Source organism: Candidatus Solincola tengchongensis, assembly GCF_015711935.1.
Classification (GTDB): domain Bacteria; phylum Actinomycetota; class Geothermincolia; order Geothermincolales; family RBG-13-55-18; genus Solincola_A; species Solincola_A tengchongensis.
In genome coordinates this window covers 22,675-37,859 of record NZ_JACVJJ010000054.1, presented here as the reverse complement: position 1 = coordinate 37,859, position 15,185 = coordinate 22,675, and the positions used below count along the sequence as shown (strand labels likewise).

At 64.9% G+C, this 15,185-nt stretch carries 12 protein-coding genes; all 12 read left to right on the top strand.

Going from position 1 to position 15,185, the window contains the following annotated elements; translation table 11 throughout:
• The first annotated feature begins 15 nt into the window (after positions 1 to 15).
• Positions 16 to 795: a type III pantothenate kinase gene (locus H7007_RS04630; RefSeq protein WP_287153449.1), complete on the top strand. Its 780-nt coding sequence runs from the start codon at positions 16 to 18 to the stop codon at positions 793 to 795.
• Between the two features lie 351 nt (positions 796 to 1,146).
• Positions 1,147 to 1,578, top strand: coding sequence for a hypothetical protein (locus H7007_RS04625; protein WP_287153447.1), 432 nt, complete (start codon positions 1,147 to 1,149; stop codon positions 1,576 to 1,578).
• Positions 1,579 to 1,667: 89 nt separating this feature from the next.
• Complete coding sequence (locus H7007_RS04620) at positions 1,668 to 3,686, top strand: V-type ATP synthase subunit I (RefSeq protein WP_287153445.1); 2,019 nt, start codon at positions 1,668 to 1,670, stop codon at positions 3,684 to 3,686.
• 1 nt (position 3,687) lies between these two features.
• Positions 3,688 to 3,912, top strand: a complete 225-nt coding sequence (locus H7007_RS04615) for an ATP synthase subunit C-like protein (RefSeq protein WP_287153443.1) — start codon at positions 3,688 to 3,690, stop codon at positions 3,910 to 3,912.
• Positions 3,913 to 3,967: 55 nt separating this feature from the next.
• Positions 3,968 to 4,576 (top strand): V-type ATP synthase subunit E, encoded by a 609-nt coding sequence (locus H7007_RS04610; protein WP_287153441.1) that lies wholly within the window; start codon positions 3,968 to 3,970, stop codon positions 4,574 to 4,576.
• A 40-nt stretch (positions 4,577 to 4,616) separates the two neighbouring features.
• Positions 4,617 to 5,729 (top strand): V-type ATPase subunit, encoded by a 1,113-nt coding sequence (locus tag H7007_RS04605; RefSeq protein WP_287153439.1) that lies wholly within the window; start codon positions 4,617 to 4,619, stop codon positions 5,727 to 5,729.
• A gap of 4 nt (positions 5,730 to 5,733) precedes the next feature.
• Complete coding sequence (locus H7007_RS04600) at positions 5,734 to 6,075, top strand: V-type ATP synthase subunit F (protein WP_287153437.1); 342 nt, start codon at positions 5,734 to 5,736, stop codon at positions 6,073 to 6,075.
• An 88-nt stretch (positions 6,076 to 6,163) separates the two neighbouring features.
• Positions 6,164 to 7,912 (top strand): V-type ATP synthase subunit A, encoded by a 1,749-nt coding sequence (locus H7007_RS04595; protein WP_287153435.1) that lies wholly within the window; start codon positions 6,164 to 6,166, stop codon positions 7,910 to 7,912.
• A 68-nt stretch (positions 7,913 to 7,980) separates the two neighbouring features.
• Positions 7,981 to 9,402 carry a V-type ATP synthase subunit B gene (locus tag H7007_RS04590; protein ID WP_287153433.1) on the top strand — a complete coding sequence of 474 codons (1,422 nt, stop codon included), beginning with the start codon at positions 7,981 to 7,983 and terminating at the stop codon, positions 9,400 to 9,402.
• A 40-nt stretch (positions 9,403 to 9,442) separates the two neighbouring features.
• Positions 9,443 to 10,105: a V-type ATP synthase subunit D gene (locus H7007_RS04585; RefSeq protein ID WP_287153432.1), complete on the top strand. Its 663-nt coding sequence runs from the start codon at positions 9,443 to 9,445 to the stop codon at positions 10,103 to 10,105.
• A 151-nt stretch (positions 10,106 to 10,256) separates the two neighbouring features.
• The gene (gene murA, locus H7007_RS04580; RefSeq protein WP_287153431.1) at positions 10,257 to 11,525 is read left to right on the top strand and encodes a UDP-N-acetylglucosamine 1-carboxyvinyltransferase; all 1,269 of its coding nucleotides are present in this window, start codon (positions 10,257 to 10,259) and stop codon (positions 11,523 to 11,525) included.
• A gap of 390 nt (positions 11,526 to 11,915) precedes the next feature.
• On the top strand, positions 11,916 to 14,777 hold the full coding sequence (locus tag H7007_RS04575) for a S8 family serine peptidase (protein WP_287153429.1): 2,862 nt from the start codon (positions 11,916 to 11,918) through the stop codon (positions 14,775 to 14,777).
• Positions 14,778 to 15,185: the final 408 nt, after the last annotated feature.

Below are 15,185 nucleotides of genomic sequence, written 5' to 3'. Positions count from 1 at the left end.
AAGGGGGAGGTCGTCATGCTTCTGGCCATAGATGTCGGCAACACGCAGACGGTCATCGGCGCGTACCGCGGCGAGGAGTTGGTGGGGCACTGGAGGATCTCCACGGACGCCAACAAGACCGGGGACGAGCTGGCCCTCTATTACCAGGGCTTCCTTGGGCTCAAGGGCCTCAGCTTCGAGCACTTCGATGCGGTCATCGTCTCCTCCGTGGTGCCCTCGGCCACCATGGCCCTGGAGCACATGACCCGGGAGTATTGGGAGTTCGAACCGCTCATCGTGGGCCATAACCTGGATGCGGGCATCGCCGTGCTGGTGGACAACCCGCGGGAGGTAGGCCCGGACCGCCTGGTGAACGCGGTGGCCGCCTTCCGGCGCTACGGGGGCCCCTCCATCGTGGTGGATTTCGGTACCGCCACCACCCTGGACGTGGTCTCCTCGCGGGGTGAGTACCTGGGCGGGGCCATCGCTCCCGGGATCGAGATATCCTCCAAGGCCCTCTTCAAGGCCGCGGCGCGGCTCACCAAGGTGGAGCTGCAGAAGCCGCCCTCGGTCATCGGCAAGAACACCGCCCGGTCGCTGCAGTCCGGGATAATCTTCGGCTTTGCCGGGCAGGTGGACCGCCTGGTGGAGATGATGCTCGCCGAGCTGGGTGAGGAGGCCACGGTCATCGCCACGGGCGGCCTGGCCGAGGTAGTGGTCTCGGAGTGCCGCACTGTCCACCACCACGACCCCCTGCTCACCCTTTACGGGCTCTTGCTCATCTATCAGGACGCGACGCGGCGCATCACGACCTGACCCTTCGCCGCCCCAGGGAGAACTCCGGGCGTTTCAGGAGGGTGGCGAACGACGCGGCGCATCGGCTCCCGACCCCTTGCCCTCCTTCGGGAGGCCTCGGCGCCCACGCCTGACGATGCCCTCCGGATGGGGCGTAGATGCTCCCTTGGTGACGGTCGCCTACCCGATGGAGCAGAGGGACCGGCCGCCCGTTGGCGCACCTTTACCACCGGCGTTTTATTGACACCCCCAGGGGCTGAATATATTATGTTACGGGAGTTTGGAGGAGTGCCTTCGGGCACGGGGACGATGATTCCCGTATGGGATCCCGACGGACGGCCAGCCAGAGTCGAAGCAAGAGGTCGAAACACCATGGCAGGAACTGAGCAGAAATCGAAGGAGAAGGCCCGCAGAGGTAAGAGACAAAAGCGGATAGCCGAGCAACTGGAGGAGAAGTTCGTCGGATCCCGGACGGAGGTTTTCAGCCGCATATCCGCAAAGGAAGCGGAGATCCGTTCCAAGGTCAACGCCGAGAGAGCAAGGGCCGAACGCCTCATCGAGGATGCCAAGGGAGAGGCGGCGGCCATGAAGCGTAAAGCCACCCTGGAGGAACTCGGACAGGATACCTACCAGAAGATCATCGCCGCCGCCCAGGAAGAGGTAAAAGCCATCGAGGAGTCCACCGCCCGGGAGATCGCCGCCGTGGAAAGGCGCGGCGAGGAAAACCTCTCCCGGGCGGTGGAGTTCATCGTGGAGGCGGTGATCTCGCCCCAGGTTCCCGGTACGCGACGGGAAGGCGACTGAGAGAAGGACGCGGAAAATAACGCAGCAGAGTCGAAGGAGTGCGTCGGCAGGACAAGACCCAATCTCATCCGATCTAGGGGGAGAGAGAAATGCTCTTGACCATGTCCAAAGTGGAGATCGTGGGCCTAAAATCCCTCTTCTTCCAGGTATTGGAAACACTCCAGGATCTGGGAACGCTTCACCTGGAAGATATTACTAAGAAGAAGGGGCCCCGCTATGCGGATCTCATTCCCATGGAGATGGATCCCGCCCTTGAGGAGGAGCGCAACCTCCTCCAGAACCTGGCCATGCGCAACAACGCCATCCTCTCCGAGCTGGCGCCCCCCGACAGGAGGGTGACCCGGGCGGAGATCGAGGAGAAGTACCGCTCATTCCAGGGAAAGACCCTTGCCGAGATATCCTCCATGGTGGAGGAGGAGGAGAAGGCGACCCGCGAGCTCATCAACTACAAGCACGAGCTGGAGGTGGAGCTCTCCCGCCTCTCCAAGTACGAGCCCATCATCAAGAAGGTCTATCCCCTGGCCAGCAGGGTGACGGCCACGGAGAACTACACATCGGTGGCCCTGCTGGTGGAGGAGAGGTACAAGCAGGTCCTGGACTACATAGAGAAGGAACTGGAAAGAATTACCAACAACCAGTGCGAGGTCTTCTCGGCCCGGGTGGACGAGAACACCCATGCGGCCATACTGGTCTTCCACAAGCGCTACTCGGAGCAGGTGCACAATTTCCTGGCCACGGAGAACGTCAACCAGGTCCGCCTGCCCAGCGAGCTCTCGGACAAGCCCTACGACGAGGCCCTCAAGGAGATTGAGACCCGGCTGAGCGAGATACCCCCCAAGCTCAAGAAGGTGCGCGAGGACCTGGAGAAGATCTCCGAGGACTGGTACGTGACCCTGGTGGCCCTCAAGGAGTACCTGGCCGACCGCATCGAGTCCCTGAACGCCATCCCCAAATTCGGCCAGAGCGGCCACGTCTTCGTCATCACCGGATGGATGCCCTCGGAGAAGGTGGAGGAAGCGCGCCGGGTGCTGGAACAGAAGTTCGAGGGCAAGGTGGAGCTTACCGAGGAGGTTCCCACCCACGAGGAGCTGGAAGAGGCGCCGACGGCTCTCAAGAACCCGGCCGTCGTCCGCCCCTTCGAGTTCATCTACATGCTCATAAACCCGCCCAAGTACGGCCACATCGATCCCACCTTCCTGGTGGCCATCTTCTTCCCCATCCTCTTCGGGTTCATGCTGGGGGACATGGGTTACGCACTGGTGCTCCTGGGCACGGTCTTCCTCATGAAGCGCATGCTGAAGAAGCGCGAGTCGCGGAGCCTCTTCTTCGAGCTCTTCGCCAACGTGCTCCTGATATGTTCCATATCCTCCTTCGTCTTCGGACTACTCTATTTCGAGTTCTTCGGCGACCTGCTCATCAGGCTTCTGGGTTGGAAGGACGCCGCCGGGCATATGGTGGTTAAGTGGGTCTGGGGGCATACCTCGAGCGGCAAGCCCTGGGGATGGCCCCTGGAGCGTATCGCCCAGGCTAACCCCGACCTCTTCAAGCTGCTGCTCATCGTGGTGGCCCTCATCGGCGTCCTGCACATGGGGAGCGCCCTGGTCATCGGGCTCATCGACGGCATCCGCCATCACGACCGCAAGCATGCCCTGGAGAAGCTGGGCTACCTCCTTTTCGTCCTCGGGCTAGTGGTCATCTTCGGAGGTGTATGGGGCGTCAAGAGCCTCAAGTCGGTGGCCATGCCCGTGGGTGCGGTGATGGCCGTGGTGGGCATCGGTCTGGCCGGATACGGCGGAGGATTCGGGGGCGGGCTGGAGGCCGCCCTTACTTTCGGGAACCTCCTGTCCTACGCCCGACTCTACGGCATCGGGCTCGCTTCGGTCATCCTGGCCGAGGTGGCCAATGAGCTGGGGGCGGAGTTCGGCGGAGGGGCCATGGTCTTCCTGGGGGTCGTCGTGGCCGCCCTCCTGCACGTGCTGAACATCGCCCTGGGGGTGTTGAGCCCCTCCATACAATCCCTTCGTCTCAACTTGGTGGAGAGCTTCACCAAGTTTTACAAGGAGTCAGACGTGGTCTACAAGCCTTTCAAGCGGTCAGGAGGTGAATAGTTTGGAACTCGGACTCATCGCCATCGGGGCAGCTCTGGCCATCGGACTCTCCGCGCTGGCCACCGGTTGGTCCCAGTCCAAGATTGGGGCGGCCATGGCGGGGGCCCTCGCCGAGAAGCCTGAGCTGGCGGGTAACGCCATCATCATGATCGCCATCCCCGAGACCATGGTGGTCCTGGGGTTCGTCATCGGCTTCCTAATCACGGGGTTGAAACCCGGAGAATGAAGCGGGTTTCTCCCCGGGACGGGCGCATCGGCTCACCGGAACGGGAAGTGAGGACATGTCCATAGAAGACATCCTGCAGGCGCTGGACGAGGAATGCCGCGCGGAATGCCAGGAGATCTTCAGGCGCGCCGAGCAGGAGGCCAAGCAGATACTGGATAGAGCACGGGAGGAAGCGGAAGCCATCCGCCAGGCCCGCCTGGCCAAGATAAGGGCGGAGGCACAGAGCGAGGCCACCTCCATCCTCTATTCGGCGCGGCTCCGGGCCAAGAACTCGGTCATCCAGGCCAGGGAAAGGGTCGTGGAGAAGGCCCTGCAGCAGGCGGCGCAGGGTATGGAGAGCCTGCGTTCGCGCGGCGACTATCCCGACATCCTGGCCGGGCTGATAGAGGAAGGGCTCTCCAGGGTTGGAGGTAAGGTAGTGGTCCACGTGGACCCCGCGGACGGGCGGCTGGCCGAGGACATCCTCCGCGGCCGGGGCACGGAATTCGAGGTCCGCACGGACATCCAGACCCGGGGCGGAGCGGTGATCTCCGATCCCGAGGAGAGGGTTCGCATCATCAACACCGTGGAGGAGAGGCTGAACCGGGCACGGGAGAAGTTGCGCCTGCAGGTTTCCGCCCTCCTCTTCGGCGAGGAGGTGGAGGCCGCCGGGGGAGGGGGATAAACCCCCTCTTTCATTCTGGAGAAGGGCGGAGAGTTTGCCCATGGTTCAGGTTCCCATCAAGGATTACAGTTACGCCAACGCCAGGGTGCGGGCCATGACCTCGCGCCTGCTGGAGCCCTCCGTCTTCCGCGAGCTCCTGGCGGCACCGGACTACAACCGGGCCCTGGGGGTCCTGGAGGAGACGGAGTACCAGGAGGACCTGGAGCACTTCGTGCTCGAGGGGGCCCGGCCAACGGTCGTGGACCGTGCCTTCAACCGCAACCTGGTACGCAACTTCGGGAAGATCAAGGAGTTCTTCGTCGGCAAACCCCTCCGGTTGGTCAACATCCTGCTCTCCCGCTGGGACCTCTACAACCTGAAGACGGTCATGCGCGGGATGCGGGCCCTGGTGCCCAAACAGGAGATCATGCGCATACTGGTGCCCGTGGGGTTTCTGGACGAGGCCGTGCTGCAGGAGATCGTCAACCAGCCCGATCTGCGGGCGGCCTTGGATGCCGTGGTGATCTTCAGCATGGAATGGCCCATCCCCTACGGACGAGCCGTGCGGGAGCACCTCGTGGAATACTTAAGAGAGCACGACCTCTCCATCCTGGAACTGGCCCTGGACAGATTCCATTACCAGCACGTTGCGGGGGAGCTCGGGGGCGGGGATCCCGACACCTCCCTGGTGCGGGAGGTGGTCAGGCTGGAGGTGGACTCCATAAACCTGGTCACCCTGATGCGCATCTGCGGCATGGAGCTGGAGGCCTCCCGGGCGGAGGACTTCTTCGTCCCTGGAGGGAGTCTGGAGGACCCCGCCGAGTTCGCCCGCCTGATGGCCCTGGGCCAGCCGGAGAACGTCTACCAGGGACTTTTGCGGCGCTTCCCGGAGTACCGGGCACCCCTGCAGGCGGCCTGGAGGAGCTTCGACGAGAAGGGGGAGGGGGCCTTCGAGGACGAACTGCAGAAGAACCTCATCCGCAGGTGCCTGGGGATGGCCAGGGATCCCCTGGGGATCGGGGTGATCATCCATTACATGTGGAGGAAGTACCTGGAAATTACCAACTTGCGCATCATCATGCGGGGCAAGAGCATAGGCCTCATCGAATCCCAGATACGCAAGGAGCTCTTCCTCTGGGAGGAGATGTCCGGGGAGGGCACAGCTAGAGGGTGATAGCATGTACAAGGCCATCGTGATCACCGACCCGGAGACCGCCGACGGCTTCCGCCTGGCGGGGGTCAGCGTCATCGAGGTGGAGAACGCCGACGAGGCCAGGGAGAAGATAAAGGCCCTACTGGACGACCCAGATGCCGGGATACTGGCGGTCAACGAGAGCTTCTACAACGCCATCGACGAGAAGACGCAGGAGAAGATCGACAGCGTATACCGGCCCATCGTCATCCCCCTGCCCATCAAGGAGACGGTGGAGATGGCCGGGGAGAGAAGGGCCTACCTGGCCCGCCTCATCCACCGCGCCATCGGTTTCGACATCACCCTGAGGGCCCGGGAGGGAGAATGACGGGCGGCTTGAAGGCGGTGTTCCGGGAGTCCAGAATGGAGATTGTGAACGCAAGTCGCGAAGGCTTGAGAACGGGGAGTGTAGGCATATGATCGAGGGAACCATCGTCAAGGTATCCGGACCCGTGGTCAGCGCCGAGGGCATGTCCGGCGCCAAGATGTACGACATCGCCAAGGTGGGGGAGCTGGGCCTCATAGGCGAGATCGTCCGCCTGGACGGGGACACGGCCATCGTGCAGGTATACGAGGACACCTCGGGGCTGCGGGTGGGGGAGAAGGTGCTGTGCACCGAGGAGCCCCTGCTTCTCGAGCTGGGACCCGGCCTGCTCACCTCCATCTACGACGGCATCCAGAGGCGGCTCACGGACATCGCCGAGCGATACGGGGACTTCGTGGTCCGCGGCGTGTCCACCGACGCCCTCCCCCGTGACCGCCGCTGGGGCTTCCAGCCCGTGGTGGACGTGGGAGACGAGGTGATGGAGGGTGACGTGGTGGGTGAGGTCCAGGAAACGGCCCACATCGTCCACCGCATCATGGTCCCCCCGGGGATCTCCGGCCGGGTGGCGGAGGTCAAAGAAGGGGAGTTCACCGTGGACGAAACGGTGGTGGTCCTCGAGGACGGCACGGAGATTAAGATGTACCAGACCTGGCCGGCCCGCGTGGCCCGTCCGGTGAAGCGGAAGGAGAAGCCCACCGTCCCCTTCATCACCGGGACCCGCATCCTGGACACCTTCTTCCCTATCGCCCAGGGCGGCTACAGCATCATCCCCGGGGGCTTCGGGACCGGCAAGACGGTGACCGAGACCACCCTGGCCAAGTGGGCCGACGCGGACATAGTTATATATATAGGGTGCGGGGAGCGGGGCAACGAGATAACCGAGGTCCTCACCGAGTTCCCCAACCTCATCGACCCCAAGACGGGGGTCCCCCTCATGCAGCGCACCATCCTGGTGGCCAACACCTCGAACATGCCGGTGGCGGCGCGCGAGGCCTCCATCTACACCGGCATCACCCTGGCCGAGTATTACCGGGACATGGGGTATAACGTGGCCCTCATGGCCGACTCCACGTCCCGCTGGGGCGAGGCCCTGCGCGAGGTCTCCGGCCGCCTGGAGGAGATGCCCGGCGAAGAGGGGTACCCCGCCTACCTGGCCACCCGCCTGGCCGACTTCTACGAGCGCTGCGGGAGGGCGGTGTGCCTGGGGAGCGACGACCGGGTGGGTTCCATAACCGCCATAGGGGCGGTGTCCCCGCCGGGCGGCGACTTCTCAGAGCCCATGACCCAGAACTCCCTGCGCATCACCGGTGCCTTCTGGGCCCTGGACACCTCCCTGGCCTACCGCCGGCATTTCCCGGCCATCTCCTGGACCAAGAGCTACACCCTGTATTTGGACCAGATACAGGACTGGTACGCCAAGAACGTGGCCGAGGACTGGAGGGCCCTGCGGGACAAGGCCATGAGCCTCCTGCAGAAGGAGGTGGAACTGCAGGAGATCGTGCAGCTGGTGGGGCCGGACGCCCTTCCGGATTTCGCCAAGGCGGTCCTGGAGACCACCCGCATGCTGCGCGAGGACTTCCTGCAGCAGTTCGCCTTCTCGGACGTGGACGCCTTCTGCTCCCTGCGCAAGCAGTACCTTATGCTCAAGGTCATCCTCACCTATTACGACTGCCTGGAGGAGGTGCTGGTGCAAGGGGTGCCGCTGCGCCAGGCCACGGAGCACCCCATCAAGAACGAGATCGCGCGCATGAAGGAGATCCCCTCCGAGGAGGCGGAGGAGAAGCTGACCGACCTCCTGGAGAGGGTGCAGCGGGAGCTGCGCTCCCTGGGAGAGTGGTAGGGGGCCGCTGCGGGTCCGAGGGATGTGAAGGAAAAGAAGAGGCAACCGACGGAAACGGGTGATAGAGAATGGCTGACGGAAGAGCTTTCCTGGCGACCACCGAATACCGGACGGTGGGGGAAGTTGCCGGCCCCCTGCTCTTCGTGAGCAAGGTGAAGGGCGCCGCCTACAACGAGATGGTGGAGATACACTCCGCCGACGGTTCAGTGAAGTACGGGCAGGTCATCGAGCTGCACGGGGAGCTGGCCGTGGTCCAGGTCTTCGGGCCCACCGCGGGACTGGACGTGGAGCGCACCAAGGTGCGCTTCAGCGGCGAGGTGGCCAAGATGCCCTGCACGGTGAACCTCCTGGGGCGCATCCTCAACGGCATGGGCCAGCCCATAGACGGTGGCCCGGAGGTCTTCCCCGAGGAGGAGCGGGAGGTCACCGGTTCCCCCATCAACCCCTGGAGCCGCGAGGAGCCCCGCGACTTCATCCAGACGGGCATCTCGGCCATCGACGGGCTGAACACCCTGGTGCGCGGACAGAAACTCCCCATCTTCTCGGGAGCGGGGTTGCCCGGCAATGAGCTGGCCGCGGCCATCGTGCGCAACGCCAAGATCCTGGGAGGCGAGGAGTTCGCCATCGTCTTCGCCGCCATGGGCATCACCCGCCGTGAGGCGGCTTTCTTCCAGGAGAGCTTCGCCCGCTCCGGGGCCCTGGAACGGGTGGTCTTCTTCCTCAACCTGGCCGACGACCCCACCGTGGAACGGCTGCTCACCCCGCGCTGTGCCCTGACGGTGGCCGAGTTCCTGGCCTTCGAGCACGACATGCAGGTGCTGGTCATTCTCACCGACATGACCAACTACTGCGAGGCCCTGCGCGAGATATCCACCGCCCGCGAGGAGGTGCCGGGACGCCGCGGCTATCCCGGGTACATGTACACCGACCTGGCCTCCATCTACGAGCGGGCGGGCCGTATCAAGGGCAAACCGGGATCGGTGACCCAGGTGCCCATCCTGACCATGCCCGACGACGACATCACCCACCCCATCCCGGACCTGACGGGGTACATAACCGAGGGCCAGATCGTCCTCTCCCGCCAGCTGCACCGCAAGGGCATCTTCCCGCCCATCGACGTGCTCCCCTGCCTCTCCCGGCTCATGAACCTGGGCATCGGGGAGGGCAGGACGCGCGGCGACCACCGGGGCCTCGCCGACCAACTCTACGCCTTCTACGCCGAGGGCGTGGACCTCAGGCGCCTGGTGGCCATCGTTGGTGAGGAGGCCCTCACGGACATGGACCGCCTGGCCCTCAAGTTCGCCGACGCCTTCGAGCAGAACTACCTGGACCAGAAGGACGAGAACCGGGAGCTGGAGCAGACCCTGGAGCTGGGCTGGAAGCTGGTGAGCATGATGCCCAAGGAGGCTATCAAGCGCATCAAGACCGAGTACATAGAGAAGTACTACAACCCGGAGTCCGCCCAGGAGTTCACGGCCTCGGAGAGCTGAGGCCGCGGGACGGAGCGCAGGTGCCGGAAGGAGAGGTGAAGTGGAGCAGGTCCACCCCACGCGGAGCGAACTCCTCAAGCGCAGGGCCAACCGCTCCCTCGCCGAGCAGGGCATGAACCTGCTCAAGAAGAAGCGCGACGCCCTGCTGCAGGAGTTCATGCCCATCATCGACGAGACCATGCGCCTCTCCCTGCGCCTGGAGAGGGTGACCGCCGACGCCCAGTACGACCTGGCCATGGCCAAGGCCAAGGACGGGGGCCCGGCCGTGAGGTCGGCCTCCTTCGCCTCCCAGGGTGAGGTGCTGGTGGACATCACCGGTACCCACGTCATGGGGGTGCCCATCCCGGTCATCCGCAAGGGCCAGAGCACCATGCGCAACGCCCTGAAGCGGGGCTACGCCGTGACCGGCGTTTCCGGGCGGGTAGACTCGGCGGCGGAGAAGTTCGAGGAGATAATCGACGTCATCATCGAGAGCGCGGACATCGAGACCCGCCTGCGCCGGCTGGGCGAGGAGCTGCGCAAGACCAACCGGCGGGTGAACGCCCTGGAGAACATCGTCATCCCCGACTTCGACGAGCAGATAAAGTTCATCGAGATGAGCCTCGAGGAGCGCATGCGCGAGGACATCTTCCGCCTCAAGAAGGTGAAGAAGTCCCTGGTACGCAAGGAGGAGGCGCGCCTGGAACGCCTCCGCTCCGGCTGAACCCCGCTTTTGTTTTCATCCTTCCTGATCGGTTTGCTTCACGGGGATGAGCTCCTTTCCGTCCCCGCGCCCGGGTTGCGGGAGGGAGGTGACCACCCGGATAATGGTTAAGACCGCATTGATGTGCGCTGGAGGAGGGGAGAGGGACGGAATGGGCGCTGGAGAGGAAAGGTTCGTCATCGTCGGGGGAAAGCCCCTGCGCGGTGAGGTCAGGGTGTGCGGGGCCAAGAACTCCGTGCTCAAGCTCATGGCCGCCAGCCTGCTCACCCCCGAGGAGTGCGTCATCCATAATGTCCCCCACATCACCGACATGGAGATCATGGCCGAGGTGCTGCGCCACCTGGGGGCCGAGGTGGGATGGGAGGACGACACCATTCGCGTGAGGGCCGGGGAGTTCGCCGGGCGCGAGGCCCCCTACCACCTGGTGCGCCGCATGCGGGCCTCCATCGTCGTCCTGGGTCCCCTGGTGGCCCGTTTCGGGGAGGCCAAGGTGGCCATTCCCGGGGGCTGCAACATCGGCTCGCGTAAGATCGACATGCACCTCCGGGGCCTGGCGGAGATGGGAGCGGAGATAAGCACGGAGCACGGTTATGTGTACGCGCGGGCCTCCCGCCTGCGGGGCCGGCACATCGTCCTCGATTTCCCCAGCGTGGGGGCCACGGAGAACCTCATGATGGCCGCCCTGGGGGCGGAAGGTACCACGGTCATCGAGAACGCGGCCCGCGAGCCCGAGATCCAGGACTTGGCCGCTTTCCTGGTCTCCATGGGGGCGGAGATAGGCGGTGCCGGCACACCGGTCCTGGAGGTGGAGGGAGGCGCGGAGCTCAGGGGGACGGAACACACGGTCATCGGGGACCGCATCGAGGCCGGGACCTTTGCCGTGGCCGCGGCGGTCACCGGGGGGGATCTGACCATCACCGGCGTGCGCCCCGAACACCTGGCCCTCCCCCTGGAGAAGATGCGGGCCGCCGGCGTGGAGGTCGAGGAAGGGGAGGATGACCTGCGCGTGAGGGGGGGAGGGGATTACCGGGCGGTGGACGTGGCCACCCTTCCCTTCCCGGGATTTCCCACCGACATGCAACCCCAGATCATGGTCCTTCTGAGCCTGGCCTACGGGACCTCGGTGGTCACCGAGAACGTCTTCGAGAGCCGCTTCATGTTCGTCGACGAGCTCAACCGCATGGGCTGCGACATCACCATCGAGGGGCACCACGCCATCGTGCGGGGAGGGAGAAAGCTGAGCGGGACCGAGGTCTGCGCCACCGACCTGCGCGCCGGGGCGGCTCTGGTGCTGGCCGGGCTGGCCGCCGAGGGGGAGACACAAGTTTTGGACATACACCATATCGACCGCGGGTACCAGAGGCTGGAGGAAAAACTTTCCAAACTGGGAGCGGAGATCAGGAGGGTGACGGGGGACTGACTCTGCGGCCCGACCCACGGCCTCGTGAATGAATTCCCCATGCTCCCCGTCTATCCCCGGCCGGTAGGAATGGGTGTTAAGGCAGGCTGTCATCCATCGAGTGGGAGCGGCAGATGGTAGGATATGCCAATTTTCAAGGGTCGGGAGCGCTTCGCGATCCTTACGGATGTCGGCTCCATTTCTCGGCGCATGAGATCGACGACGCTCGCGGGGATGGATGCGCCGCGGGAAGCGTGGGGATGGGCGCCGCTTCGGGGCCCGGCGAGGTAAGTTTTCACGCCTCCTGGCCGATAAAATCATGAACGGTTCGGGTAGGGACCGGGGAGCAGAGGGGCTGGGGACCGGGCCGTCGGTCAGAAGGCATCCGCCCGTGGAGGAGGGAGGCAAGACTTGAAGGCGGAACGGAGCTGGCGTGGTAGAGTGACCAGGGCGGCAGCTTTCCTGTTGGTCATCATTCTCGTGGCGGCGGGGCTCGCGCTGCCCGTGTCCGGAGGCGGGCGGGTTTCCGCCGGGAGCCCGGTCGCGGGAAAGGGCGGAGAGACCCTCCCGGCGGCCAAAGCGGCCCTCCTCAAGGACCTGAACCCCCATCGTTATCCGGCCGGTTCCTACCTCCCCGGGGAGGTGGCGGTGGAGCTCTCCGACCCGACCCTCTTCAACGCCTCCCGCCTCTTGGGTGCCTTCTCCTCCCTCCTGGGGGAGGACCCGGCGGAGGTCCTCAGCCGGATAGCCGCCCAGCCCGTCCGCCGTGTGCTGCGCCTGCGCCTCCGTGCCGGGTTGGGAGAACTGGAAGCGTGCCGCAGGCTGCTCTCCTCGTCTCTGGTAAGGACCGCCGAGCCCAACCTGGTCTTCCGGGCCGCGGTCACCACCCCTAACGACCCCCGGTATCCCCAGCAGTGGAACCTCTGGGACGCCTACGGGGTGAACGCCGATGCCGCCTGGGACCTGCAAAGGGGCTCGTCTTCCCTCACCCTGGCGGTCATCGACACGGGCATCGACTTCTCCCACTCCGACCTTGCCGGCCGCATCCTCTCCAACGGCTACGATTACGTGAACGGCGATCCCTATCCCGCCGACGACGACGGCCACGGGACCATGGTCGCGGGCATCGCCTGTGCCAACGGGAACAACCTCCGGGGCATCGCCGGCATCGACTGGTACGCCGGCATCATGCCCGTCAAGGCCCTCAACAGACAGGGCCAGGGCAGCCTGGACGCGGTGGTCAACTCCGTGTACCATGCCGCCAACCACGGCGCCTCGGTGATCAACATGAGCTTCACCTCCTCCACCTATTCCAAGATGCTGCAGGACGCCGTGGAATATGCCCACGCCCTGGGCTGCGTGATGGCCGCGGCGGCGGGGAACGAGGGTACCACCCTGGTCGACTACCCGGCGGGCCTCACCTACGTCATCGGGGTGGGTTCCGTGGGCCAGGACGGGAAGCGTTCCTATTTCTCCAACCACAACGGCAGCGTGGACCTGGTGGCTCCGGGTGAAGGGATATGGGGAACCGACCTCGGGGACAGCTATTCCAGGGGAAGCGGCACCTCCGAGGCCACCCCCCACGTGTCCGCCGCGGCCCTCCTGGTGCTGGCGGAGTACCCCGGCTCCACGCCCGAGGAGGTCTGGAGGCGCTTGCGCGACGGGGCGAGGGACCTGGGGACGCCGGGGTACGACGAGGAATACGGATGGGGGCTCCTGGACCTCTTCGCCTCCCTGCGGGTCCCGCTGGTGTCCGTCACCTCACCCGAGGACTATTCTTACCCGGCCTCCGGGAAGGTGTCCGCCGACGCCTCCTCCGCCAACGTGGCCATCAAGTACCTGGAGCTCTGGGTGGACGGCGAGCTGGAGGAGACCTACACCCTACCCACCGCTTCTTATTCCGTTTCCCACACCTTCTCCTCCTGGGACCTCTCCGGGATGCGGGAGGGGACCCACGAGGTCAGCGTTAAAGCCGTGGACGGGGGCGGGACGGTGAGCGGGGAGCACTCGGTGACCGTCTTCCGCAACACCACCCAGCCTCAGCCGGCCTACGACTGGTACCTCGCCGAGGGGTGCACGGCCTTCGGCTTCGAGGAATACGTGCTGGTGCAGAACCCCAACCCCAGCCCGGTGGACGTGGAGGTGACCTTCATGCGCTCCGACGGCCCCACCCCGCCTTACACCTTCCCTATGGCCGCCCACTCCCGCCTCACGGTGAACGTCAACGCCCTCGTGCCGGGGAGCGAGGCCTCCACCAAGGTGCACGCCACGGGCCCGGTGGTGGCGGAGCGGGCCATGTACTGGGGTGGGAGGACCGACGGACACGCCTCCACCGGGGCCAGCGCGGCGTTTTACGACTGGTACCTCGCCGAGGGGTGCACGGCCTTCGGCTTCGAGGAATACGTGCTGGTGCAGAACCCCAACCCCAGCCCGGTGGACGTGGAGGTGACCTTCATGCGCTCCGACGGCCCCACCCCGCCTTACACCTTCCCTATGGCCGCCCACTCCCGCCTCACGGTGAACGTCAACGCCCTCGTGCCGGGGAGCGAGGTCTCCACCAAGGTGCACGCCACGGGCCCGGTGGTGGCGGAGCGGGCCATGTACTGGGGAGGGAGGGACGGAGGGCACGGGGCGTTGGGAGTCCCCTCTTCCTCCATCTCCTGGTACCTGGCGGAGGGCTGCACGGCCTTCGGGTTCGAGGAGTTCGTGCTCATCCAGAATCCCAACCCGGACGCCGCCGCGGTGATCCTCGATTTCAGGCTCCAGAACGGGACGGGGGCGCGGAGGACAGTCTCCGTGGAACCCGGGGCGAGGAAGACGGTCAACGTGGCCGACGTGGTGCCCGGGAACGACGTCTCCGTGTTTGTGAGGAGCGACGTGCCGGTGGTGGCGGAGCGGGCCATGTACTGGCCCTGCGAGTCACGCTCCCGGGCGGGGGGGCATGCCAGTCCCGGTTCCCTCACCGCCGCTGGGACCTGGTACCTGGCCGAGGGGTCCACGGCCCACGGTTTCGAGGAGTACGTGCTCCTCTACAACGCCTCCGGGGATCTGGCACATGCCGTGGTCACCTTCATGCGCACCGACGGGACCACCAGGGACCACCCGGTGACCATCCCCGCCGGAGCTCGTTACACGGTATCCGCCAATGATGTTGATCCCGGACGGGACGCATCCGTGCGCGTGTCCTCGAGCCTACCTCTTGTGGTGGAGCGGGCCATGTACTGGTCGAGCAGGGAAGGGGGCACAGCTGCCGTGGGTGCCCTGCAGCCGTGAAACGACTGAGGGAGCGGGGAGCGGTCACGAGCGGCCGGGAGAACATGAGTGACACCGTATCTTTCCCGTACGGGGGCTTTTCTCTCCCGGAGGGGTTAGAGAAAGGGAGCGCGCCACCTCGGATACGGCAACCCTAAGCGACCCGTATGTTACGGTTTTGTTACAGCTTTGTAAAAAAGATGCAAAAAAAGGGCTTGGCATATTGCTTTGAGCTTCATATAATTTAGCCATTCTTATATACTATCGCCGAAGGAATCAAAAGGATCGAAGAAAAAAGACCTCGGGCTGCAGAGGAATCGATTAAACCAGAGGCGAAGTAAACTAGGGCATGAGCGGCCTCTCGAAGGCAGTTGAACTTGTGTTCGAAATCCCAATGAGGCCGGCGGGAGGAATCCTCGGCGGGTAAGG